The sequence below is a fragment of the Streptomyces sp. NPDC021012 genome, assembly GCF_044333355.1.
Classification (GTDB): Bacteria; Actinomycetota; Actinomycetes; order Streptomycetales; family Streptomycetaceae; genus Streptomyces.
Genome location: NZ_JBIRQU010000003.1, coordinates 233,848 through 256,997, shown reverse-complemented (window position 1 = coordinate 256,997; position 23,150 = coordinate 233,848). Strand labels below are relative to the sequence as shown.

Annotated in this window: 22 protein-coding genes; 7 read left to right on the top strand and 15 right to left on the bottom strand. The window is 73.3% G+C overall.

Features of this window, described 5'->3' with window-relative positions; translation table 11 throughout:
* Nucleotides 1–81: 81 nt before the first annotated feature.
* Nucleotides 82–690 carry a dihydrofolate reductase family protein gene (locus ACH4TP_RS10935; protein WP_389232928.1) on the bottom strand — a complete coding sequence of 203 codons (609 nt, stop codon included), beginning with the start codon at nucleotides 688–690 and terminating at the stop codon, nucleotides 82–84.
* Between the two features lie 195 nt (nucleotides 691–885).
* Between ACH4TP_RS10935 and ACH4TP_RS10930 the strand changes: the two genes are divergently transcribed.
* Nucleotides 886–1,626, top strand: a complete 741-nt coding sequence (locus tag ACH4TP_RS10930; protein WP_398191425.1) for an SDR family NAD(P)-dependent oxidoreductase — start codon at nucleotides 886–888, stop codon at nucleotides 1,624–1,626.
* Between the two features lie 102 nt (nucleotides 1,627–1,728).
* Here the strand turns inward: ACH4TP_RS10930 and alc are convergent, their stop codons facing one another.
* Both alc and allB read right to left on the bottom strand, forming a co-directional pair.
* Nucleotides 1,729–2,844, bottom strand: a complete 1,116-nt coding sequence (gene alc, locus ACH4TP_RS10925; protein ID WP_389232924.1) for an allantoicase — start codon at nucleotides 2,842–2,844, stop codon at nucleotides 1,729–1,731.
* 1 nt (nucleotide 2,845) lies between these two features.
* Nucleotides 2,846–4,180, bottom strand: a complete 1,335-nt coding sequence (gene allB / locus ACH4TP_RS10920) for an allantoinase AllB (RefSeq protein ID WP_398191431.1) — start codon at nucleotides 4,178–4,180, stop codon at nucleotides 2,846–2,848.
* A gap of 328 nt (nucleotides 4,181–4,508) precedes the next feature.
* Between allB and ACH4TP_RS10915 the strand changes: the two genes are divergently transcribed.
* The gene (locus ACH4TP_RS10915; protein ID WP_389232919.1) at nucleotides 4,509–5,315 is read left to right on the top strand and encodes an IclR family transcriptional regulator; all 807 of its coding nucleotides are present in this window, start codon (nucleotides 4,509–4,511) and stop codon (nucleotides 5,313–5,315) included.
* A 103-nt stretch (nucleotides 5,316–5,418) separates the two neighbouring features.
* Here the strand turns inward: ACH4TP_RS10915 and ACH4TP_RS10910 are convergent, their stop codons facing one another.
* Nucleotides 5,419–6,099, bottom strand: a complete 681-nt coding sequence (locus ACH4TP_RS10910) for an ABC transporter ATP-binding protein (RefSeq protein ID WP_398185269.1) — start codon at nucleotides 6,097–6,099, stop codon at nucleotides 5,419–5,421.
* On the bottom strand, nucleotides 6,096–7,172 hold the full coding sequence (locus ACH4TP_RS10905; protein WP_398437108.1) for an ABC transporter permease: 1,077 nt from the start codon (nucleotides 7,170–7,172) through the stop codon (nucleotides 6,096–6,098). Before ACH4TP_RS10905 ends, ACH4TP_RS10910 begins: the two co-directional genes overlap by 4 nt.
* Before the next feature lie 112 nt (nucleotides 7,173–7,284).
* Between ACH4TP_RS10905 and ACH4TP_RS10900 the strand changes: the two genes are divergently transcribed.
* Both ACH4TP_RS10900 and ACH4TP_RS10895 read left to right on the top strand, forming a co-directional pair.
* Nucleotides 7,285–8,445, top strand: a complete 1,161-nt coding sequence (locus tag ACH4TP_RS10900; RefSeq protein WP_389232911.1) for a histidine kinase — start codon at nucleotides 7,285–7,287, stop codon at nucleotides 8,443–8,445.
* Between the two features lie 3 nt (nucleotides 8,446–8,448).
* Nucleotides 8,449–9,075: a response regulator gene (locus tag ACH4TP_RS10895; RefSeq protein WP_389232908.1), complete on the top strand. Its 627-nt coding sequence runs from the start codon at nucleotides 8,449–8,451 to the stop codon at nucleotides 9,073–9,075.
* On the opposite strand, the gene ACH4TP_RS10890 is transcribed toward ACH4TP_RS10895, so the two are convergent.
* The 8 genes from ACH4TP_RS10890 to ACH4TP_RS10855 all read right to left on the bottom strand — a co-directional run bounded on the left by ACH4TP_RS10890 (nucleotide 9,065) and on the right by ACH4TP_RS10855 (nucleotide 16,169).
* Entirely contained in the window at nucleotides 9,065–9,289 is a 225-nt protein-coding gene (locus tag ACH4TP_RS10890; RefSeq protein WP_389232905.1) for a hypothetical protein, read from the bottom strand. The genes ACH4TP_RS10895 and ACH4TP_RS10890 overlap by 11 nt on opposite strands.
* Before the next feature lie 115 nt (nucleotides 9,290–9,404).
* Nucleotides 9,405–9,836 (bottom strand): amphi-Trp domain-containing protein, encoded by a 432-nt coding sequence (locus ACH4TP_RS10885; protein ID WP_398437106.1) that lies wholly within the window; start codon nucleotides 9,834–9,836, stop codon nucleotides 9,405–9,407.
* Nucleotides 9,833–10,276 (bottom strand): hypothetical protein, encoded by a 444-nt coding sequence (locus ACH4TP_RS10880; protein WP_389232899.1) that lies wholly within the window; start codon nucleotides 10,274–10,276, stop codon nucleotides 9,833–9,835. The genes ACH4TP_RS10885 and ACH4TP_RS10880 overlap by 4 nt, the downstream gene beginning before the upstream one ends.
* A gap of 28 nt (nucleotides 10,277–10,304) precedes the next feature.
* On the bottom strand, nucleotides 10,305–10,766 hold the full coding sequence (locus ACH4TP_RS10875; protein ID WP_362648057.1) for an SHOCT domain-containing protein: 462 nt from the start codon (nucleotides 10,764–10,766) through the stop codon (nucleotides 10,305–10,307).
* A 58-nt stretch (nucleotides 10,767–10,824) separates the two neighbouring features.
* Complete coding sequence (locus ACH4TP_RS10870; RefSeq protein ID WP_389232893.1) at nucleotides 10,825–11,022, bottom strand: hypothetical protein; 198 nt, start codon at nucleotides 11,020–11,022, stop codon at nucleotides 10,825–10,827.
* A 103-nt stretch (nucleotides 11,023–11,125) separates the two neighbouring features.
* Nucleotides 11,126–12,853, bottom strand: a complete 1,728-nt coding sequence (locus ACH4TP_RS10865; RefSeq protein ID WP_398437104.1) for an MFS transporter — start codon at nucleotides 12,851–12,853, stop codon at nucleotides 11,126–11,128.
* A 159-nt stretch (nucleotides 12,854–13,012) separates the two neighbouring features.
* The gene (locus tag ACH4TP_RS10860) at nucleotides 13,013–15,691 is read right to left on the bottom strand and encodes a LuxR C-terminal-related transcriptional regulator (RefSeq protein ID WP_398437102.1); all 2,679 of its coding nucleotides are present in this window, start codon (nucleotides 15,689–15,691) and stop codon (nucleotides 13,013–13,015) included.
* A 160-nt stretch (nucleotides 15,692–15,851) separates the two neighbouring features.
* A complete protein-coding gene (locus tag ACH4TP_RS10855; protein WP_389232887.1) occupies nucleotides 15,852–16,169 on the bottom strand; it encodes a DUF5955 family protein in 318 nt (105 codons plus the stop codon).
* A 196-nt stretch (nucleotides 16,170–16,365) separates the two neighbouring features.
* On the opposite strand from ACH4TP_RS10855, the gene ACH4TP_RS10850 reads away from it, so the two are divergent.
* From ACH4TP_RS10850 to ACH4TP_RS10840, 3 genes are all read left to right on the top strand, one after another.
* A complete protein-coding gene (locus tag ACH4TP_RS10850; RefSeq protein WP_398185290.1) occupies nucleotides 16,366–16,980 on the top strand; it encodes an NTP transferase domain-containing protein in 615 nt (204 codons plus the stop codon).
* 225 nt (nucleotides 16,981–17,205) lie between these two features.
* Nucleotides 17,206–18,828: a malate synthase A gene (aceB, locus tag ACH4TP_RS10845; RefSeq protein WP_398437101.1), complete on the top strand. Its 1,623-nt coding sequence runs from the start codon at nucleotides 17,206–17,208 to the stop codon at nucleotides 18,826–18,828.
* A gap of 251 nt (nucleotides 18,829–19,079) precedes the next feature.
* Complete coding sequence (locus ACH4TP_RS10840; RefSeq protein WP_398437099.1) at nucleotides 19,080–20,225, top strand: GDSL-type esterase/lipase family protein; 1,146 nt, start codon at nucleotides 19,080–19,082, stop codon at nucleotides 20,223–20,225.
* Between the two features lie 9 nt (nucleotides 20,226–20,234).
* Here ACH4TP_RS10840 and ACH4TP_RS10835 read toward each other — a convergent pair whose 3' ends face one another.
* Both ACH4TP_RS10835 and ACH4TP_RS10830 read right to left on the bottom strand, forming a co-directional pair.
* Entirely contained in the window at nucleotides 20,235–22,022 is a 1,788-nt protein-coding gene (locus ACH4TP_RS10835) for a hypothetical protein (RefSeq protein ID WP_398437098.1), read from the bottom strand.
* Between the two features lie 51 nt (nucleotides 22,023–22,073).
* Entirely contained in the window at nucleotides 22,074–23,141 is a 1,068-nt protein-coding gene (locus ACH4TP_RS10830; RefSeq protein ID WP_398437096.1) for a hypothetical protein, read from the bottom strand.
* Between the last annotated feature and the right edge of the window lie 9 nt (nucleotides 23,142–23,150).

Below are 23,150 nucleotides of genomic sequence, written 5' to 3'. Positions count from 1 at the left end.
GAGACTTCGACGGCTCGCACTCGGAGCGATCACCGTACCGGGACGGGCCCGTGGCGGCTACACCTTTCCTCGGCCGCCGGTTCAGAAGCTGCCGTACGTGGGGCGGCCGGCCAGTTCGTACGTGTGGAGGGTGACGCCCGTGCTGGTGACGCGCGCGTCGGTGAGGCGGAAGGCGGTGGGGCGGACCCCGTCGGAGAAGAGGCGGCGGCCGGTGCCGAGGACCACGGGGAAGACCTGGAGGTGGAGGGTGTCGATGAGGTCGTGGTCGAGGAGGGTCCGGGCGAGGCCGGCGCTGCCGTGCATCTGGATCTCGCCGTCGAGGCGCTCCTTGAGGGCGGTGACCTCCTTGACGACGTCACCGCGGAGCAGGGTGGTGTTCTCCCAGTCCGCCGAGGTGAGGGTGGTGGTGGCGACGTACTTGGGGAGGTGGTTGAGCTTGGAGGCGACGGGGTTGTCGGGGGCGTCGTGCTGGGGCCAGTAGCCCGCGAAGATGTCGTAGGTGCGGCGGCCGAGGAGGAAGGCGGTCGGGCGGGCGAAGATCTCGGTGACGCGCTGCCCGAAGTCCTCGTCGTCGTACGGCGCGGACCAGCCGCCGTGCTCGAAGCCCTCGCTGGGGTCCTCCTCGGGGCCGCCGGGCGCCTGGATGACGCCGTCGAGGGTGAGGAACTGGGTGAGGCTGAGCGTGGCCATGGCGGATGCCCTTTCTTCTCTCCGGACCATCGTGTCTCGGAAGCTCTGACCGCGCCGCCGGGCGGAACTCATCGGTGAACCGGCGAACCGGTGGATCGGTGATCGGGTCGGTGTCCGATTGCCGCCAGCGTCGGGGCGCCCCGCCGACTTTCATTGAACCCGCAACCACTTGACGCTTCTCACGGAGGTTTCGGAATGTCCACGATGAACGGCACGGCGGTCCTGGTCACGGGCGGCAGCCGGGGGATCGGCGCGGCGACGGCGGTGCGGCTGGCCCGGGAGGGCGCCGACGTGGCCTTCACCTGGGTCCAGGACGAGGCGCGGGCCAAGGAGGTCGCCGCGCGGATCGAGGCGGCCGGCCGCAAGGCGCTGCCCCTGCGGGCGGACGCGGCCGACGCCGGGGACGCGGCGGGCGCCGTGGAGTGGGCGGCGGACGCCCTCGGGCGCCTCGACGTCCTGGTGAACAACGTCGGCGCGGGCGTCCTCGGTCCGCTGGAGTCGCTCTCCCTCGCGGAGGTGGACCGGGTCCTCGCGGTGAACGTCAGGGCGGCCTTCCTCGCCTCGCAGGCGGCCGCCGCGCGCTTCTCCGAGGGCGGGCGGATCGTCACGATCGGCACCTGCATGACCCAGCGGGTGCCGGGCCCCGGCGGAACGCTCTACACGATGAGCAAGGCGGCCCTGATCGGGCTGACGAAGGCGCTCGCGCGGGAGCTGGGCGGGCGCGGCATCACGGCGAACATCGTCCACCCCGGTCCCGTCGACACCGACATGAACCCGGCGGACGGGCCGTACGCCCCGGGGCAGGCCGCCATGACGGCGCTCGGCCGCTTCGGCACCCCGGACGAGGTGGCGTCGATGGTCGCCTTCCTCGCGGGCCCCGGCGGACGCTACGTGACGGGCGCCGAGTTCTCGGTGGACGGCGGGCACGCCGCGTGACCCAGTAGAAAGGGAGGCGCGAGGGCGCACCGGTGCTGTCGGGTCGGTGCGCCCTCGCGGGCCGGGCGGGGTGTCGTACCCGCCCAGTTCAGGGGGAGCCGGTCAGCCGCCGAGCTCCTGGTGGCGGGCGGTCAGCCGCGCCGTACCGGCCTCCGTGAGGGAGCCGAAGAGGCGGAGGCGGGAGATGCCGCCGTCCGGGTAGATGTCGATGCGGACGCGGGAGCCGACCGCCGGGGTGTCGAGGACGAACCGGTGGTTGGTGTCGGGCTGGAGGCGGGTCCGGGGCAGGATCTCGGTCCAGTCCTCCGAGCCCTCGGCGGCGACGGAGAGGGCGGCCCAGCCGGCGCTGTTGCCCTTGAGGTAGGCGGTGTCGATCTCGACGGCGCGGATCTCGGACTCGGCGACCAGGGCGTAGCGGATCCAGTCGTTGCCCTTGTCGCGGCGGCGGCGGGTCTCCCAGCCGTCGTCCATCTTGCGGGAGCGGCCCGGCTGGATGGTGTTGGTGGCCGGGGAGTAGAAGCGGTCCGAGGCGTCCTCGACCTGGCCGCCGTTCTCCAGGGCCGCGAGGTCGAAGGTGCCGAGGACGCCGAGCCACGCGGGGTCGGGGGCGACCTCGCCGTAGACGCGGAGGCGGGCGATGCCGCCGTCGGGGTGCTGGTTGACGCGCAGGTGCGTGAAGCGCTGCTCCACGTCGACGGCGAAGCCGTTGGCGGCGTGGCCGCCGACGGCGGTGCGCGGGACGAGCGTCGTCCACTTCACGTCGTCGGCGAGGAGCTCCTCGGGCGAGGGCGAGCCGGCCACGGAGGTCGCCTCGACGGAGACGGCCTGCGGGTAGTTGCCGCGGAAGTGGGCGGTGTCGACGACGATGCCGCGGACGACGCCGGGCGCGCCGAGGCGTACGAGGGCCCAGTCGTGGTCGTCCTCGGTGGGGTGCGGCTGCTGGGCGGAGACGCCGCGGCGGCGGCGGGTCTCCCAGCCGTCCATGATCTTGCCCTTGTGGCCGAAGTGCTCGGGGTCGAACTCGGCGGCCTCGGGCTTCAGCAGGTTCTCGCGCTCGGCGAAGAACTCGTCGTTGGCCGCGACGACGCCCGCGCCGAGGCGCCGGTCGGCGAGGTCCGCGTACTGGGTGAAGGGGAAGTCGGCCGTCCGGTAGTCGGCGTACGGGTCGCCGCCGCCGTAGGGGCTGGCGTCACCGGTGAAGCTGGGTATGGACGACACGTCAGTTGTTCCTTTCGAGGAGGCGGCCGGAGGGCTCGGCGAGGGTGCCGCGGTCGGCGATCTTCTCGCCGCGCAGCCAGGTGGCGGTGACGACGCCGTGGAGGGTCTTGCCGGCGTAGGCGGTGATCCGGTTGCGGTGCTGGAGCTCGGCCGGGTCGACGGTGAAGGTGGCGTCGGGGGCGAGGACGGCGAAGTCGGCGTCGCGGCCGGCCTCGATGGCGCCCTTGCGGGTGAGTCCGGCCAGCCGGGCGGGGCCCTGGGACATCCAGCGGACCACGTCCTCCAGGCTGTGGCCGCGGCGGCGGGCCTCGGTCCAGATGGCGGGCAGGCCGAGCTGGAGGGAGGAGATGCCGCCCCAGGCGGAGGCGAAGTCCGGGGTCTTCAGGTCGGCGGTGGACGGGGAGTGGTCGGAGACGATGCAGTCGATCGTGCCGTCCGCGAGCCCCTGCCACAGCGCGTCCTGGTTCGAGGCCTCGCGGATGGGCGGGCAGCACTTGAACTCGGTGGCGCCGTCCGGGATCTCCTCGGCCGTGAGGGTGAGGAAGTGCGGGCAGGACTCGACGGTGATCTTCACGCCCTCGGCTTTGGCGGCCGCGATCAGCGGCAGCGCGTCCGAGGAGGACAGGTGCAGGACGTGGACGCGGGCGTTGAGCCGGCGGGCCTGGTTGACCAGGTTCTCGATGGCCGTGTTCTCGGCGTCCCGGGGGCGGGAGGCGAGGAAGTCGGCGTAGGCGCCGCCCGAGCGCTGGGGCGCGGCGGCGAGGTGGTGCGGGTCCTCGGCGTGCACGATCATCAGGCCGTCGAAGCCGGAGATCTCGGCGAGCGAGTTCGCCAGCTGCTCCTGGTCGAGCTCGGGGAACTCCTCCACTCCGGAGGGCGACAGGAAGCACTTGAAGCCGTAGACGCCGGCGTCGTGGAGGGGGCGCAGGTCCTTGACGTTGTCGGGCAGCGCGCCGCCCCAGAAGCCGACGTCGATGTGCGCCTTGGTGCGGGCGACGTCCTGCTTGACCCGCAGGTTGTCCACCGTGGTGGTCGGCGGCAGCGAGTTCAGCGGCATGTCGAGCAGCGTGGTGATGCCGCCGGCGGCGGCCGCGCGGGTGGCGGTCCAGAAGCCCTCCCACTCGGTGCGGCCCGGGTCGTTCACGTGCACGTGGGTGTCGACGAGGCCGGGCAGCACGACGTCGTCGCCGACGTCCTCCAGGCGGGCACCGGCCGGTACCTCCGCGTCGTACGGCAGCACGGCCGCGATCGTCCCACCGGAGACGGCGATCGACGCCGGGCGCGTCCCCTCGGGGGTGATGACGCGTGTCGAACGCAGGACCAGGTTGACGTCCACCCGTACCCCTTCTTCCAGCACTTCAACGGGAATTTCAACGAACTGTTGAAAAGGAGTCTTCACTTCCCGGCGACGGGTCGTCAAGGGCAGACTTCCAGCATCGGCCGCCGGAGAACCCGACTTAGAGGTTTCCACAAAGTGGAATCGCGATTCCGTACAGTAGAACGTAGCTCCGCACATGCGAGCCGGGCCCGGACCGCTCCGGGCCGTCACCGACACCGGACAAACACCCCCTGACCGGCGCTGACGCCAGGACCGGGGCCGTGTGCCCCGGCCGACGGCCCGGTAGGCTGCTGCCTTGCCCGCCTGCCCCGAAAGGACCGTTGACGTGCCGACGTCCAGCGCCAGCACCACCGACGCCGCCAAGCCCGCCGCGAGCGGGGGCGTCCAGTCCCTTGAGCGCGCCTTCGACCTCCTGGAGCGGATGGCCGACGCCGGGGGCGAGGTCGGGCTGAGCGAGCTCTCCGCCAGCAGCGGACTCCCGCTCCCCACCATCCACCGCCTGATGCGCACCCTCGTCGCCTGCGGCTACGTGCGCCAGCAGCCCAACCGCCGGTACGCGCTCGGCCCCCGGCTCATCCGGCTCGGCGAGTCCGCCTCCCGCCTCCTCGGCACCTGGGCCCGCCCCTACCTGGCGCGGCTCGTCGAGGAGACCGGCGAGACGGCGAACATGGCCCTGCTCGACGGCGACGAGATCGTGTACGTCGCCCAGGTGCCGTCCAAGCACTCGATGCGCATGTTCACCGAGGTCGGCCGCCGGGTCCTGCCGCACTCCACCGGCGTCGGCAAGGCACTCCTCGCGCACACCCCGGCGGAGGAGGTGCGCGCGCTGCTCGCCCGCACCGGCATGCCGGCCGCGACCGAGAAGACCATCACCACCCCGGACGGCTTCCTCGACGCGCTCGTCGCGGTCCGCGAGACCGGGTACGCCGTCGACGACAACGAGCAGGAGATAGGAGTCCGCTGCCTCGCGGTCTCCGTCCCCGACTCCCCCACCGCCGCGGCCATCTCCATCTCGGGCCCGGCGGGCCGCGTCACCGAGGCCGCCACGGAGAAGATCGTCCCGATCCTCCAGGAAGTGGCCCGCGAACTGTCGGCGGCCCTGGCGAACACGGCGGGCAACAACCAGGGCTGAGACCGACGCGGGGTCGGACCTCGGCCATGTGGTCGAGGTCCGACCCCGCGGACCCGCTCCCGGTGCGCCCGGTCCGTCCGACGGACCGGGCGCACCGGGCGGTTCAGGCGTCGACCGACTCCGTCAGACGCCCGTCCTGCACCGTCACCGTGTGGTCCGTGCGGGCCAGGTGGGTGCGGTCGTGGGTGACGAGCACCGTCGCTGTGCCCCGCTCGGCCGTCAGCGTGGCGAGGAGGTCCATGACCGCCGCGCCCCGCTCGTGGTCGAGGGCGCTCGTCGGCTCGTCGACGAGGAGGACGGACGGCTCGTTCATCAGCGCCCGCGCGATGTTGACCCGCTGCCGCTGACCGCCCGACAGCTGGTGCGGCCGCCGGTGCGCCTGGTCCGCCAGGCCCACCGCGCCGAGCAGTTCCATGGCCCGGCCCTGGACCTCCTTCGGCCCGCGCCCGGACAGATGGGCCATCACCTGGAGCTGCTCCACCGCGCTCAGCGAGGGCAGCAGGTTCGGCTGCTGGAAGACGATCCCGATGTGCTCGCGGCGCAGCTCCGCCTTGGCGGCGGCGGTGAGGCTCCCCGTCTCCGTACCGGCGACGACGACCCGGCCCTCGTCCGGGGTCACCAGGGTCGCGGCGACGGCGAGCAGGCTGGACTTGCCGGAGCCGGACGGGCCGACGACGGCCGTGAGCGTACCGGCGGGGACGGTGAGGGAGACGGCGTCGAGGGCGGTGAGCCGGCCGTCGCCGTCGGGGTAGGTCAGGGTGACGGCGTCGAGGACGAGGCTCATCGGGCGCTCCCGAGGGCGGTGAGGGGGTCGACGGCGGTGATCCGCCGGATGGACAGGGCGGCGCCGAGGACACCGAGGACGACGATCACGGCGGCCGGACCGAGGACCGTGAGCGGTTCGAGGACGAAGGGCACGTTCCCGCCGCTGATGAGGGCGCCGAGGCCGACCGCGAGCGCGGTGCCGAGCAGGGTGCCGGCGGTGAGCATGAGGACGGCCTGCCCGAGGGCGTCCTTGAGGAGGTACGGCGTGGAGGCGCCGAGCGCCTTGAGGACGGCGACGTCACCGCTGCGCTGGATGGTCCAGACGGTGAAGAAGGCCCCTATGACCAGCGCGGAGATGGCGAAGAGGAAGCCGCGCATCAGCTGGAGCGAGCCGTTCTCGGACTGGTAGGACCCTATGGCGGTCAGCGCGCCGTCGAGGGTGCGGGCCTCGGTGCCGGCGGCCTTGTCGCCGGCCGCCCAGTCGACGCCGTCGCCGCTCAGCGCGATGACGGTGGCCTCCTCCTCCGGGGCGGTGCCGTTGCGGCCGACCTTCTGCCAGTCGTCGAGCGAGGTCCACACCACGGGGGTGTGGCTGTACGAGGCGTCGCCGGAGACCGCCGCGACGGTGACCTCCAGCGGGCCGAGGCGGACGGTGTCGCCGGCGCCCACGGCCAGCTCCTCCGCGGCCGACTCGGACAGGACGGCCTTCCCCGCGCCGACCTTCCCGGGCGCGAGACCCGCGCCCGGCTCCGTACCGAAGGCGGAGACCGCGGCGGTGTGCTCCCCGGCGACGGCGTTGAGGGTACGGATGCCGAGCGGGTCGGCCTCCGTCACACCGGGCCGCTTCGCCCACCCGCTCCACTGCTCCTCCGTCACCGTCGAATTGGTGAAGGAGGCCGACTGCCCCGACGGCGGGGCCGCGAAGGCCAGCCGGTCGGCGGGCAGACCGGTGATCGCGGAGATGTTCTCTCGCGCGAGTCCGGCGGTCAGCCCGGACAGCAGTCCCACGAGCAGGGTGATCAGCACGATCACGGTGCCCATGAGGGTGAAACGCCCCTTGGCGAATCTCAGGTCTCTCCATGCCACGAACATGCTGACCAGAGTGGTCCGCGAGGTGCCCCGCGGGCATCGCGCCACGGATTGCTCCGCTATCAAACTTTTGGTTGAGCCCGGATTGTCTCGTCCCGCCTACGCTGGGGGCACCATGGATCCGCGTTCCCTCACCCCCGCCCTGCGCGCCCTGCGCCTCTGCCTGCACCTCCTCATGGCGGGCCTGCTCGTCCTGGCGGCGGTACGGGCGGACTCGACCGCCGGGACGGTGATGTCGGTGGTCATGGGCGCGGTCTACGCGGCGGGCTCGTACCTGCCGTCCGTGCGGAGCTCGCAGCGCGCCGCCGCGGTGTGGCTGGGGGTCCTCGGAGCGTCCTGGCTCGGGCTGCTCTGGCTCACCCCGGAGGCGCTCTGGCTGGCCTTCCCCCTGTACTTCCTCCAGCTGCACCTGCTGCCCACCCGCTGGTCGCTGCCGGTCGTGGCCCTCACGGCGGGCGCGGCGATCCTCTCGTACGTGGGACACGGCGCCCCGCTCAACCCGGGGGTCTTCATCGGGCCGCTGCTCGGCGCGGCGGTCGCGGTGGCGACCGTCCTCGGCTACCAGGCCCTGTACCGGGAGAGCGAGCGGCGGCGCCGGCTCATCGAGGAGCTGATCGAGACACGGGCGGAGCTGGCGGCGGCGGAGCGGCATGCGGGGACGCTCGCCGAGCGGGAGCGGCTCGCCCGGGAGATCCACGACACGCTCGCGCAGGGCCTGTCCTCGATCCAGCTGCTGCTGCGGGCGGCCGAGCGGCAGCTTCCGCCGGACTCCCCCGCCGCGGGCCACATCGGCCGGGCGCGCGAGGCGGCGCAGGACAACCTGGCGGAGGCCCGGCGCTTCGTCCGGGCGCTCACGCCGCCGGACCTGGAGCACGGCTCCCTCGCGGGGGCCCTGGAGCGCCTGTGCGAGCCGGGCGGGGGGCCGGGGCCCCGGGTCCGCTTCTCGGTGAGCGGCACGCCGGTCGAGCTGCCGACCCCGTACGAGGTGGCGCTGCTGCGGATCGCGCAGTCGGCGCTGGCGAACACGGTGCGGCACGCCTCGGCCTCGCGGGCCGAGATCACCCTCTCCTTCATGGACGCGTCGGTGACCCTGGACGTGGTCGACGACGGCCGGGGCTTCGACCCCGTCTCCGTGCGTCCCTCCTCCGACGGTGGTTTCGGGCTTCCGGCGATGCGCTCGCGGGCGGAGTCGCTGGGCGGCACGTTCACCGTCGAGGCGGCGCCCGGCCAGGGCACCGCCGTCGCCGTCTCCCTCCCCCTCCCCACTGGAGCCTGAAGCATGACCATCCGACTCCTCCTCGCCGACGACCACCCGGTGGTACGGGCGGGCCTGCGCGCGGTCCTCGACACCGAGCCGGACTTCGCCGTGGTCGCGGAGGCGGCCACGGCCGAGCGCGCGGTGGAGCTGGCCGCCGCCGGGGACGTCGACGTGGTCCTGATGGACCTGCAGTTCGGCCCGGGGATGCACGGCTCGGAGGCGACGGCGGCGATCACCGCGGCCCCGGGCGGGCCGAAGGTGCTGGTCCTGACGACGTACGACACGGACGCGGACATCCTGGCGGCGGTGGAGGCGGGAGCCTCCGGCTACCTCCTGAAGGACGCACCGCCGGAGGAGCTGGCGGCGGCGGTCCGGACGGCGGCGGCCGGGCAGTCGGCGCTCGCCCCGGCGGTGGCGCACCGGCTGATGGACCGGATGCGGACCCCCGCGGAGGCCCTGACCAAGCGCGAGCTGGAGGTCCTCCAGCTGGTGGGCGAGGGCCTGTCGAACCAGCAGATCAGCAAGGCGCTGTTCCTCAGCCAGGCGACGGTGAAGTCCCACCTGGTCCACATCTTCGCGAAGCTGGGCGTGGACTCGCGCACGGCGGCGGTGGCGACGGCGACGGCCCGCCGGCTGATCAGACGGTGAGGCCGTCGGGCCGGCCCTGGGCCGGCGAGTCGGCCCGCGCGGCCATCAGCTCCTGGAAGGACCGCATGCACGACAGACAGTGCCGGTCCGTCCGCATCCCGTCCGCGCCACGGTCGACGGCCTGACCACAGAGGCTGTTGGCCGCCTGTTTGGCGATCACGTGCCAGACCAGGAGTCCGTTGGAGTCGTCGGGCGCGATGTGCATCTCGTACATGGCGGTCACCGTTCTCGGGAGTCGGGGTTCCCACCCAACTCGTGCCCGGCCGCACCGGCACGGCAGCCAGGTCAAGCGGGTGAAACGAGAACCCCGACCCCGAGCGGGGACCGGCTCACGCGGCCCTCGGGGTGGTGCGTCTGGACTTGGCCGGTGGCGTGGCCTTCCGTCTCCGGACGGGGGCCTCGGCCTTCTTCCCCGCCTCGGTCTTCTTCGCCTCGGCCCTCTTCGTCCCGGGTCTGGTCTTCGGCTCGGGCTCCGGTTCGGGCGCCTCCGCCCCGTCGGCCTTCCCCTCGGGGGCGGTCGTGTCGCGCGAGCCGCGGCCCGTCCGCCACTTCAGCTCGATCTCCAGCTCGATCTCGCCGTCGCCGACCTCGAACTCCACCTCGCTGCGGAGTTCTTCCGGCACCCGCAGGCTCAGTACGCCGGGCCCCAGCGGGATCTCGGCCTCCTCACCCGCCCTGAGCGCGTCGGCGAGCGCCTCCAGCTGGTCGGCGGCCTCGGTACGGGTCAGGGAGCTCTTCTGCTCGAACTTGAGGTCCTTCACGGCAGCCTCCCGTCAGCGGGACGGCCGACGACGTCCTCACCCCGGTCGACGCACAGGGCCCAGATGACGACCCCGGACATCACGATCATGATGACGGACCACCACGGGTAGTACGGCAGTGAGAGGAAGTTGGCGATGATCACGAGCGCCGCGATGCCGACGCCGGTGTACCGCGCCCAAGCGGCCGCCGTGAAGAGTCCGAAGCTGACCAGCAGGGCGACGATGCCCAGGCCCAGATGGACCCAGCCCCAACCGGTGAGGTCGAACTTGAAGACGTAGTTGGGCGTGGTGACGAAGACCTCGTCCTCGGCGATGGCCATGATCCCGCGGAAGATGCCGAACAGTCCCGCGAGGGAGAGCATGACGGCGGCGAAGACCCGCAGGCCCCCGGCCCAGGCGTATTTCGCCGACGAGGCGTGAGCGGTGTGCGTGGCGTTCATCTCGGTCTCTCCTTCTCCCCGGCCCGTCTCACCGAGGGGCCGTGGTGGTGCCGGCGGACGTGGACGGACGGTCGTCGTTCAGGACGAGGGCCTTGGCCCGCTGGAACTCCTCCTCGCTGATGTCGCCCCGGGTACGGAGGTCGGCGAGCCGATGGAGTTCCTCGGCCCGGCTGGGCCTGCTGCCGCCGCCGGCGGTCTCGCGGACGTAGGCGTCGAAGGCCTGCTGCTTCTCGCGGGCGTGGTCGATCTCGCGGCGGCCCATGCTCTTGCCGCGGGCGATCACGTAGACGAGCACGCCGAGGAACGGCAGCAGGATGACGAACGCCATCCAGCCGGCCTTGCCCCAGCCGCCCAGGGCGTCGTCGCGGAAGATGTCGCCGATGATCCGGAAGAGCAGGATGAACCACAGGATCCACAGGAAGAACCACAGCATGGTCCAGAACATGCTCAGCAGCGGATAGTCGTAGGCGAGGTACATCTGTGTGTCCATGTCTCGGCTCCGTTTCCGGTTCCTTCTCCCGCCGGGCTTCCGCCGGGGTCCGTCTCGGTCATTCCGGCAGCCGCCGCAGTTCCACCACGTGCAGTCCGAGGGACTGGAAGCGGGCCAGCAGGCCGTAGAGGTGGGCCTCGTCCACGAGAGGGCCGTACAGCACCGTCTGGCCGGAGATCATCACGTGCTCCAGCTCGGGGAAGGATCCGATCAGGGCCTCCGACATGAGGCCGTCGATCCGGATCTCGTACTGCATGATCTGCCCCTCCCGTGGTGGGGGTGGCTGTCACAGGGCCGGTCGGGCCCTGATGCGATGGTCCGTCTTCGCGTCTCCGGCTGCCTCACCCTGCGCGGGTGACTCAGGGGCCCTCGGAACCGGGCTCCGACGGCGCGGGCCCCTCGGTGTCCCGGCGGCGGCCCGCACCCGCGGGGCCGTCCGCCGCGGCCCCGCCCGTACCGGTGTCCCCACCCGTACCAGCGGTCCCGTTTGCGCCCGTGGCCCCTTCCGCACCGGTGGCCCCGCCCGCACCGGGGAGGCCGCGCGTCACCAGGAAGCTCGCCAGGGTGATGCCCCCGGTCGCGAGGATGGCCGCCTTGAGGCCGGCCAGCTGAGCCGAGGCGTACGAGTCGGTGACGGCGTCCACCTCCTGGGGCGGAAGTCCCGCGTCCTCCGCCGCCGCACGGACCTCGTCGGCGGGGACGAAGCTGATCCCGGCCTCCAGGGCGACGCTCGTCTGCCGGAGCGCCTCCTCCGAGAGCCTCGGGTCGTCCTCCACCTGGGTGGTGAAGGCCTGGGCCAGGGCCCCGATCAGCAGGGATCCGATGAGGGCCGTGCCCAGCGCGGACCCCAGGTTCTGGGCGGTGAACTGCAGGCCGCCGACCTCGCTGCGCTCCCGCTCCCCGACGCTGGACTGGACGACGTTGCCGAGCTGCGAGGCGAGCAGCCCCATGCCCAGGCCGAGGAGGGCCATGGCCGAGAAGAACTGGGCGTCGTCGATGACGGGGTCGATGGTGCCGAGGAGCCAGGCGATGGCGGCGAGGAGCAGGACGAGGGCCGTCCGCACGATCCGCCGCGGACCCAGCTTGCGTCCGAGTTTCGCCGCGCCCAGGGAGGCCGCGAGCATGGTGACGGAGACCGGCAGCAGCCGCAGTCCCGTCTCGAAGGCGTCGAGTCCCTGCACCACCTGCAGATAGAGCGGGATGGTGAAGAACAGCCCCAGCAGGATGAGGTTCTGGCTCAGCAGGGTCATCAGCCCCGAACGCAGGGTGGGCCTGTGGAACAGGGCCAGATGGACCAGGGGGTCGGCGCCGGCGGCCTCCCGCCGCTCCTCCCAGACCCGGAAGAGGAACAGGACCACCACCCCGGCCCCGACCACGAACAGCGTGGGGGCGAAGCCGAAGACGGTGAAGGGCGGGTTGCGCGGCTCCACCCATCCCCAGGTGCCGCTCTGCAGCACGCCGAGCACGCCGAGGCCCAGGCCGACCGCCGAAAGGACGGCGCCGACGACGTCCAGGCCGGGACGCCGGCTCACCGGGGCCGGTTCCGGGATCGCCCGCCGCGCGAGCAGGACGGCAAGCACCACCACGACCTCGCCCGCGAAGACCAGGCGCCAGGTGAGGTACGTCGTCACCCAGCCGCCGAGCAGCGGGCCGACCGCGATGCCGGCACCGGCCAGGCCGCCCACGACGCCGTACGCCACGGAGCGGTCGCGGCCCCGGTAGGACTCGGCGACGAGGGCCGCCATGGACGGGAGCACCAGGGCGGCGCCGAGCCCCTCGATGACCGACCACCCCAGGGCCAGGACCCACAGACGGGGCGCCACGGCGGTCAGGGCCGATCCGAGGCCGTAGACGGTCATGCCGATCAGGAAGACGCGGCGACGGCCCAGGATGTCACCGATTCTGCCTCCGATGATCATGAAGGCGGCCATGACCAGGGCGTACAGGGTGATGACGGCCTGGATGGCGGTCACCTCGGTGTCGAAGTCCTCGACCAGCTGGCTGATGGACACGTTCATGACGGAGGTATCGAGCACCATCAGGAACTGGGCCGTCCCCAGCACGATCAGAGCGCGCCACTTCTTCACGGTCGCCACCTCGCCGGGCCTGGCCGCCGGTGTCGGCGGCAGCGGAAGGTCGAGCCCACCCTCGCCGCCATCACATCCGAAACGGTCACCGGCCGCCTCACCCGGGGCGGGTGAGGAAGGGCCGCGGGACGGGTGCGTCCTCCGGTGCCCGGCGCCAGGTCACAGCAGCCGCAGCTCGCGGGCGCGGCGGACGGCGTCGTTGCGCCGGTGCACCGACAGCTTCCGGTAGGCGCTCTTGAGGTGGGTCTTCACCGTGTTCACGGACACGAACAGGTCGGCGGCGATGTCCTCGGTCGACATCGCCCGGGCGAGCCGCTCCAGGACCTCGCGCTCCCGTCCGCTGAGCTGCTCCACCGGCGCGCCCGGCCCGGTTCCGGGTCCGCCCCGCTCCGTCCCGTCGTACGACTCGGATCCGGGTACGAGCCATCCGGCGGCCGACGCCCGCAGCGGGGGCTCGGCCAGGAAGGGAGCGATCCAGGGTCCGGCGACCCGGAAGGCGCGCCTGAGCCCCTCGCGGCGCCCCTCGGCGAGGGCCTGGGCGACCATCCTGCGGGCGGTGGCCGTGTCCCCCTCCAGTACCGACGCCCGCGCCCGTACCAACGCGGCCGGTACGGACACCCCCGGACCGGCGCTCCCGTGGGCCGCGAGGCCGTCGAGCAGGCGGAGGGCCGTGCCGGGGTCGCCGGCGGCGAGGTGGGCCCGCGCCGCGCCGACGGTGCACTCCGGCAGCTCACCGGCGAGCTGGCGGAGGACTTCGACGGCCGCGTCCGGGCGGCCCTCGGCCAGATGGGCTTCCGAGGCGACCAGGGCGGCACGGCCCTGCGCCCAGGGCGATGCCTCGGCGGCGGGGACGGGCCGGGCCGCGACGGCCAGCGCCTCCCGCGTACGGCCCCGGTCCAGGAGCACGCCGGCCGTCACGGCCCGCCTGACGGCGGCCGTCACCGGGTCCACCGGCGGCCGGTCGGACGTCCGGGCGAGGAGGGCCTCGGCGCGGTCCAGCTCGTCCCGGTCGAGGGCGACCGCGGCGAGCACCAGCTGTCCGAGCCCGGAACCCGACGGCTGGGCGAGGCCGTACCGCTCGGCCTCGGCCGTCATCGCGAAGACCTTGCGCTCCGCCGCGCTCGGCCTGGCGTCGAGGTGGTCGACGAGCGCCAGGTGTTCCAGCGCCTCCATCCTCGGGAGGAGCGTGGACGCCGTACGGGGACCGCGGGTCACCGCGGTGAGGGCGGCCCGGGCCTCGTCGTGGTGTCCGGCCCACAGCCGCGCGGAGCCCACGTGGGTCAGCAGGAGGGCCGCGAGTTCCGGGTGCCCGTCCAGCAGCCGGGAGGGCAGCTGCGGCATCAGCCGCTGGGCCGTCCGGGCGGCGCGCTCCGCCTGGTGCGCCGAGCCGGCCAGCCGTCCGGCGAGCGCCTCGAGCAGGGCGCAGCTCAGCAGGGCCGCCGGGGAGCCCCGGTCGTCGGCCGCCAGCTGCTCCGCCGCGCGGCGCAGGTGCGCCAGGCCGCCGTCGAGAGCCGGGCGGGACAGTTCGCATGCGGCGCGGACGAGGTTCAGGGACGGGTCGGCCGCCTCTCCCTCCGTCCCGGCGAACCAGTCCGCCGGCTCCGCGAAGCCGAGGCCGGTGAAGAGCTGTCCGATCGCCAGGTCCTCGACCAGGGCCCGGGCCATGTACGTCCAGTCCTGGGCGGCGGCGCCGTGCGCCAGCATCTCGGGGAGCGTGCCGAAGCGCCGCAGCCAGTGCGCGGCACGCCGGTGCAGCTCCGGCTCGACGCCGGGGGCGCGTTGGCGCAGATGGGTCCGGAGGATCTCCCGGAACAACGGGTGGAGCCGGTACCAGCCCTGCCCGAAGTCCTCGACGAAGGCGTTGGCGCGGTGCAGTGCGGCCAGGATCGTCGCGGCGTCACGCCGCCGGGTCAGCTCGTCCGCCAGGTCGGGGCAGAAGCGGTCCAGCACGCTGATCCGCAGCAGCAGGTCCTGCGTCTCCGGTGTCTGCCGTTCCAGCACCTCGGCCAGCAGGAAGTCGGCGATCGTGCTGCGCCCTGCCTCGAACTCCTTCAGATAGCGCTCGGGATCCGGGGTCGACCGCGCGGCCAGGGCGCTCAGCCGGAGGCCGGCCGCCCATCCCCGGGTGCGCTCCACCAGTGCCCGGGCCACCGGGGCGGACAGTGACAGGCCGTGCAGTTCGAGGAGGTCGACCGCCTCCTCGGTGGTGAAGGCCAGCTCGGCGTCCCGGATCTCGGTCATCTCGCCGGCGAGGCGGTAGCGGTGGAGCGGGAGGAGGGGCTCGGTACGGCTGACGAGGACGAGGCGCAGTCCCTGCCCCGCGTGCCGCAGGACGAACTCCAGCTGCCGTCCGACCTCGGGGTCGGTCATCCGCTCGAACTCGTCGATCACCACGGTGACGGGCCGGTCGCGCCCGGCGAGTCCCCAGGCGAGTCGGCTCAGGAGCGTGTGGGGGGCTCGTGTCGCGTCGATGGGGAAGCCGACTGCGGTGGGCACCGGTGCCCCGGCGGCGTTCAGGGACTGGAGCAGATGGGCCCAGAACATCCCCGGACCCTCGACCGCCGCGTCGAGCGCGAGCCAGGCGACCGGCCGCCCCAGGTTCGCGGCCCAGTCGGCGACCAGGAGGGTCTTGCCGGCCCCCGCACTGCCGTTGACCACGGTCAGCGGGGTCAGCAGGGCCTGTTCGAGGTGCTCGACCAGCCGGTCGCGGCGCAGGAACGTGCCGGGGCGGCTCGGCAGGGCGAATCGTGTCCGCAGGTACGGGTCTCCCAGCGGGTCGGGACCGCCGGGAACCGGGGCGCCCCGCGGCAAATCGTCGCCCGTGGCCTCCACGTCCACCACCACCTTCCGGTCGGGCCCGCCGAAACGGGCCTGCCTTCAGGATGGAAGCTTTCTCTCCGGTTCGGCCATCGCACAGAGCCCTGTAAACCCCTCCCGGGTACCCGAAGGTCCCGCTCCGGAGGGGCCTCCGGGGACCGGCCGGAGGCCGGCCGCCGGTCTACTGCCCGGGCCGCGGGGGACCGAAGAGTTCGACCGCGCGCCGGACCCCGGCGAGTCCCTCGGCGAGGGCGCTGACGGAGCCGACGGAGCCCGCGACGAGCAGCAGGGAGCGGCGCAGCCGCCGTACCTCGGGGTCACCGCTGAGCGCCATGGCGTCGAGGGCGGCGAGCTCGTCCTCGGCGATCTCCCGGTCGGCGAACTCGACGCGGTGCGCCGCCAGTTCACGCCGGAGCCGGGATACGGCGGATCGCAGTTCGGCCACCCTGGGGTCCACGCCCTCGCCGGTCACTCGCCTCTGCCCCACGCTTCGCAACATGGTTCTCCCCCCGCACGACACCGTGCGCAGAACTCCGTACGACGAACACTCCGGACACCCCGAGCCGGCCCCCCGGACGGCGGTCGGGCGCCGTGATTCGCGGGCCAGTTAACTCCTTCGCCACCCCACCGCGCCACCCTTGGTGGACGGAATTCAGGCGACCGTGTGATTCCGCCCCATGAGGTATGCAGTCCCCATGACAACGACACATGACCGAAGCCCCGTCGTCGCCGGACTCCTCCTCGCCGCCGGGGGCGGCAGGCGGCTCGGGGGACGCCCCAAGGCGCTCCTCCCGCACCGGGGGCGGCCGCTGGTCGAGTACGCGGTGGGGGTGCTGCGCGGCGCCGGGTGCGAGGTGGTGCACGTGGTGCTCGGGGCGTCGGCCGACGCCGTACGGGAGCGGGCGGAGCTGCCCGGGTGCGTCCTGGTGGACAACCCGGAGTGGGCGGAGGGCATGGGCTCCTCCCTCCGGGCCGGGCTCGCCTCGCTGGCCGCCGACCCGCGCGGTGTGGACGCGGCACTCGTCCTCCTCGTCGACCAGCCGGGCATCGGCCCGGAGGCCGTGTCCCGGGTCCGCGCGGCGTACGACTCCCGGAACGCGCTGGCGGCAGCCTCGTACGAGGGCAAGCGCGGCCACCCGGTGCTCTTCGGCGCGGACCGCTGGCCGGAGATCGCCGAGGGCGCGGTGGGCGACCGGGGCGCGCGGGACTATCTGGCGGCACACCGGGATGCGATCACGCTGGTGGACTGCTCGGATGTGGCCGAGCCCTACGACATCGACACGGAGGCGGACCTGTCCCACCTGGAGTGAACGGGCTGGCACCGAGCGCCATGTTCTGTCGATCCGGAGAATCTCGACATCAACAAACCATTGAACTTCCACTATGAGGAAACTAGTATCCACTGTTCAGAAGCCCCTGCTAGTTCAGAGGCGCTAGCGGCCGTATCTCGGCGCCTGCGGCACTCCGTGCCGTCCCGTGACGCCCGGCGGCCGCCTCGCACCGCCCGTGAAGTCCGCTGAAGGAAGTGACAGTTCATGTCCGCACCAGCGCCGTCGCCCCTGGCCGTCGTCGATGCCGAGCCCCTCCCGCGTCAGGAGGAGGTGCTCACCGAGGCCGCCCTGGCCTTCGTCGCCGAACTGCACCGGCGGTTCACCCCGCGCCGGGACGAGCTCCTCGCCCGTCGGGCGGAGCGTCGCGCCGAGATCGCCCGCACGTCCACCCTGGACTTCCTGCCGGAGACGGCCGCGATCCGCGCCGACGACTCCTGGAAGGTCGCGCCGGCCCCGGCGGCCCTGAACGACCGCCGTGTCGAGATCACCGGCCCGACCGACCGCAAGATGACGATCAACGCGCTCAACTCCGGCGCGAAGGTCTGGCTGGCGGACTTCGAGGACGCCTCCGCGCCGACCTGGGAGAACGTCGTCCTCGGCCAGGTCAACCTGATCGACGCGTACACCCGGAACATCGACTTCACCGACCCGAGGTCGGGCAAGTCGTACGCGCTGAAGCCGGCCGACCAGCTCGCCACCGTCGTCATGCGGCCGCGCGGCTGGCACCTGGAGGAGCGTCACCTCACCTTCGACGGACGCCCGGTGCCCGGCGCGCTCGTCGACTTCGGCCTGTACTTCTTCCACAACGCCCAGCGTCTGATCGACCTCGGCAAGGGCCCGTACTTCTACCTCCCGAAGACGGAGTCGCACCTGGAGGCCCGCCTCTGGAACGACATCTTCGTCTTCGCGCAGGACTACGTCGGCATCCCGCAGGGCACCGTCCGCGCCACGGTCCTCATCGAGACCATCACGGCCGCGTACGAGATGGAGGAGATCCTCTACGAGCTCCGCGACCACGCCGCAGGACTGAACGCGGGCCGCTGGGACTACCTCTTCTCCATCGTCAAGAACTTCCGTGACGGCGGGGCCAAGTTCGTCCTTCCGGACCGCAACGCGGTCACGATGACGGCCCCGTTCATGCGCGCGTACACCGAACTCCTCGTCCGCACCTGCCACAAGCGCGGCGCGCACGCGATCGGCGGCATGGCGGCCTTCATCCCGTCCCGCAAGGACGCCGAGGTCAACAAGGTCGCCTTCGAGAAGGTCAAGGCCGACAAGGACCGCGAGGCCGGCGACGGCTTCGACGGCTCCTGGGTCGCCCACCCCGACCTGGTCCCCATCGCGATGGCCTCCTTCGACGCCGTCCTCGGCGACAAGCCGAACCAGAAGGACCGCCTCCGCGAGGACGTCTCCGTCGCGCCCGGCGACCTCATCGCCATCGACTCGCTCGACGCGAAGCCGACGTACGACGGCCTGCGCAACGCCGTCCAGGTCGGCATCCGCTACATCGAGGCGTGGCTGCGCGGCCTCGGCGCCGTCGCCATCTTCAACCTGATGGAGGACGCGGCCACCGCCGAGATCTCGCGCTCGCAGATCTGGCAGTGGATCAACGCCGGCGTCGTCTTCGAGAACGGCGAGACGGCCACTCCGGAGCTGGCCCGCAAGGTCGCCGCCGAGGAGCTCGCCGCGATCCGCGCCGAGATCGGCGAGGAGGCCTTCGCGGCCGGCAAGTGGCAGCAGGCCCACGACCTGCTCCTGCACGTCTCCCTCGATGCGGACTACGCGGACTTCCTGACGCTTCCCGCCTACGAGCAGCTGGTCGGCTGACCCGACCCGTACGGCTGACTCGGCTGCCCGCACAGCCGCCGACAGCGACCTGACCAGGGCTCCGCCCCCGGTGCCGCACGGCGCCGGGGGCGGAGCCCTGTCCGTTCCCGATCGCCGCACAGGTGACGTGACGGAACCGAGATATGCAGCTACCTAGCGGTAATAAGCCACGCCGTGCGAGATTCCGCCATGCCACCGGCCGGCGGCTGTCCCCCACGTCACTGCGTACCGCATACCGCAGGAGCACAGCCATGCCTTCGACCCCCCACCGTGCGCTGCGCGCACTCCTGGCACTGTGTACCGCCGCCGGGCTCGCCTCCCTCACCGCCCCCGTCGCCCACGCCTCCCCCGGCTCCGGCCCCACCGCCGTCGTCGCCATGGGCGACAGCTACATCTCCGGCGAGGCCGGCCGCTGGCAGGGCAACAGCCTGACCAACTCCGGCAGCCGCAACGGCACCGACCGGGCCTGGACCGGCAGTGCGTACGACCCGTCCCGGGTGTACGGCACCACGGCGGGCGGCTGCCACCGCTCGGACGTCTCCGAGGTGAGGAGCGCCGGGTCCATCGCCTCCTCCCTGATCAACCTCGCCTGCTCCGGGGCGACCACGAAGAACGTCTTCCGCGCCTCCCAGGGCGGCGAGGCCTACAAGGGCGAGGCGCCCCAGGCCGACCAGCTGGCGGCGGTGGCCGCCGCGAACGACGTCAAGCTGATCGCGCTGTCCATCGGCGGCAACGACCTCGGCTTCGCCGACATCATCTCGACCTGCGCGACCGACTACATCGTCTGGTACTCGTACTGCCACGACGACCAGCAGGCCGAGGTCGACGCGAAGATCGACGGCGTGATGGCCGACGTCGGCCGGTCCGTGGACGAGATCCGGGCGGTCATGACCACCGCCGGGTACGCCGCCTCCGACTACCGGATCGTGCTCCAGTCGTACCCCTCCCCCATCCCGCGCGCCGCCGAGAACCGGTACGCGGAGAGCGGCTGGGCCCGTACGAACACCGGTGGCTGCCCCTTCTGGAACCTCGACTCCGACTGGGCCCGCGACTCCCTGGTCCCGCAGATCGCCGACCGCCTCAAGGCAGTCGCCACGGCCAAGGGCGTGCAGTTCCTGGACCTGCGGGACGCGCTCCAGGGCCGCGAGGTCTGCGCGAAGGCCAGCAGGCAGGTGACGGCGACCGTGCCGCCGTCGGCGACGACGAGCGAGTGGGCGCGCTGGATCGACAGCCAGAGCACGCAGGGCCTCGTCCAGGAGTCGATGCACCCCAACGCCTACGGCCAGCAGGGCTTCGGCCGCTGCCTGGCCCTGGTCTACGCCCGCCCGACGGGGAACCAGAGCTGCCGGAACACGGCGGGGGCGGGGCCGTCGGGGATGTACCTCACGGCGGGGTAGCGGTCACGGTCACGGGAGGGCGATGCCGAGCGGGCGGAGGACCCGCTCGGTCTCGTGCCGGTCCGCGGCGGCCATCGCGCGGACCAGGGCGGCGGAACCGCCGGGCCAGGAGGCCGCCGCCGTGTCGAAGGCGGCGCGGCGGGACTCCAGGGGCCCCTTCTTGGCGGGCAGCGCGTCCAGGACGTGCAGGGCCCGGGCCGAGGTCCGCACCTGGATCGGGTCCGCCTCCTCGCCCCTGTCCCGCAGGGCGTCGAGGGCGTACGCGCCGATGACCGGGTCGCGGAGGGCGCCGCGCAGGGCCTCGGGCGGCGCTCCGGCGGTGTCCAGGACGGCGAAGAGGCCTCGGGTGGCGGCCGCCTCTTCGGTGCCGGCGTGGACGGTGCCGAGGGCGGCGAGCAGCCGGGACCAGGCGTCGGCGGTGTCCGCGCGCGCGTGGAGCCAGTCGGCGAGTACGCGCGCGGCGACGGACGCCGACCAGCCTCCGGCGGCGGCGACCACGTCCGACGCGGTCCAGGCGAGGGCCTCGGCGGCGTCGGGGGCGGCGACCCCGCGCACTCCGAGCAGGTAGCGGACGACGCCCGCGCCGCGCGGGGTGAGTCCGAAGGCGTCTCCGGCGCGGAAGACCAGCCCGGTGGCGGCGAGGTGGTCGAGGACCGCGGCGAGGTCGCGGGCCGGTCCTTCGAGCCGGTCCCGGTCCTCCTCGGTCGGCTCGGCCGTGCCGAGGAGGCGCCCGAGCTCCGCCACGGGCGGGACGGCGTACGCGTCGGGTGCCGCGTCCGGCACGGGTACGGGCAGGTCCTCCAGGTCCGGGTCGACGGCCCAGTCCTCGTACTCGGCGGCCTTGCGGGCGACGGACTCGGCGGAGCAGCCGCGCTGGTAGACCGCGTACAGCAGGTGCGGCGCCTCGCCCCCGTAGGGCTCGAACTCCTCCTCCGCGAGCTCCTCGACGGCGGCGATGAGGGCGTCGGCGTCCTCCTCGACCGGCCCGGTCTCGATCGCGGGCGGCGGGGGCGCGGGGGCGGCGGGGTCCCCGTAGTAGTCGAGGTGCTCGTCGAGGAGGGCGTCGGCGAGGACGAGGTGCGGGAAGGCCTCGGGTCCCGGCGCGAACCGCGCGTACGGTCCGGCGAGCTGCTCGGCGAGCCCGGCGGCGGTCCAGCGGTCCTGGAGGGCGGCGGCGAGCTGCCCGATGCCGGTCGCGACGGCGTGGTCGGTGAGCAGCGGCCCCGAGGCGGGGGGCGTCTCGGCGTCCCGTACGTACGCGTGCGTGAGCGCCTCCGCGAGCAGGACGTCCGCGAGTGCCGTCCGGCCCATGAGGTGGGCGCGGTGCACGCCGTCGGGAAGCGGTGCGCCGTCGAGGGCGGCGAGCCTGCGCCGTACGTCCTCGGGGTCGTCGAGGTCGGCGCCGACCGTGCGCAGGAGCGAGGCGTACCAGCGGTGCCAGGTGAGGTTGCCGGGGTCGTTCATGGCCCGTTCGAAATCGGGCGCGGACTCCGCGACCACCACGGCGATCCGCTCCTGCCGCCCTCCGTCGAACCGCGCCGCGAGCTCCCCGAGCACGGCCGGATAAGCGGCGAGCTCCCCCGGCGGCGCGTACACGAAGGTCGGCAGATCCTCGACCAACAGCTGCCGCACGAGCCCCGGCGTCGGCTCCGGCAGCCCCGTCGCCCGGTCCGCCCCGCGCAGCGCGAGCAGCCCCAGGACCGCTTCCGCGGCCCGCGCGAACGCGGGGTCACGACGCTCGGTCGCTCCGTCGAGGAAGCTGTCGAGCCCGGTGTTGGTGAGAACGGTCCCGGCCACGCTTCCCAGGGTAATTCCGGGGGGCCGGTTCCGGCGGGCAAGAGCGACGGGTCAGGAGTGTCGGCGCAGTTCGCGGGCGACGTGGGTCAGGTGCTGGACGTGGCCGGCGAGGATCCAGGAATCGGGGTGGCCGGTGCCGGGCGGGCCCGTGCCGTCGGCGCAGACCTGGAGCCAGCGGTCTCCCTCGCTGTACTCCGCTCCCCTGAAGTCGGGGGCGGCGACGATCTCCCGGGCGAGCGCCCGGACCGTCAGGTGGTGGTCGGTCTCCGCCGGTACCTCGCCGACGAGGAAGGTGAGCGCGGTGGTGTAGCGCAGGGCTCCGCGGAACGGGTCGTCGCCCGTGTCGGAGACGCGGTCCGCGCTCGCCGCGTCGTGCGCCCCGTAGTCGCCGTAGGCGGGTCGCGGACCGTGTCCGGCGTGGCGGAGCAGGTCGGGAAGGTGACGGTCGGTCCGGTACGTCTCGGCCAGGGGTGCTCCGTACGCCTCGGGGTGGGTGCGGGGGAAGGCGCCGGCGAGGAGGACGACGGTGCGCCAGGGGTGCAGGGGGCCGAGGAGGTTCAGGGTGTGGAGCGCCGTGTGGTGCGCGTCCTGTTCCTCGTCGACCTCGCCCAGGTCGACGAGGAGGTCCACCGGACACCGTGCGAAGGCGATCCGTTCGAGGAGACGGCAGAGGGCTTCCGCCGACCGCTCGTCAGGGGGCCCGGTCGGGCGTAGCCGGACGCCGAGACCGGTGCCACCGGATCGGGCCGCCTCGGCGCAGGCCACCTGCTGCCGGGGGTCGCGCTCGACGCCGGTCACGGGCCGCAGCGGCGGCCCGGCCGCGCCGGAGCCGGGGAATCCGGGCTCGCGCTCGACATGGCAGGTGTCGACCCAGGCGGGGTGATCGCGCTGCACCCGCGCGATCAGGCCGAAGGCCTCGTACGTGTGGCGGGCGAGTGCGGCCGGGTCGGGGTCGAGGGGGTGGAGCGGTGGGCGGCCGGGGGTCCGCTCGCCGCCGACCCGGGGCGGGACGGTCCAGAGGGGCGCCACGCGCGTGCGTACGTCCGGCGTCAGCAGGCCGTACGCCGTGAGCGCGCTCCACCGGGCGGGCAGTGCGGGTACGTAGATCGGCTCGGACATCGGCGTCCC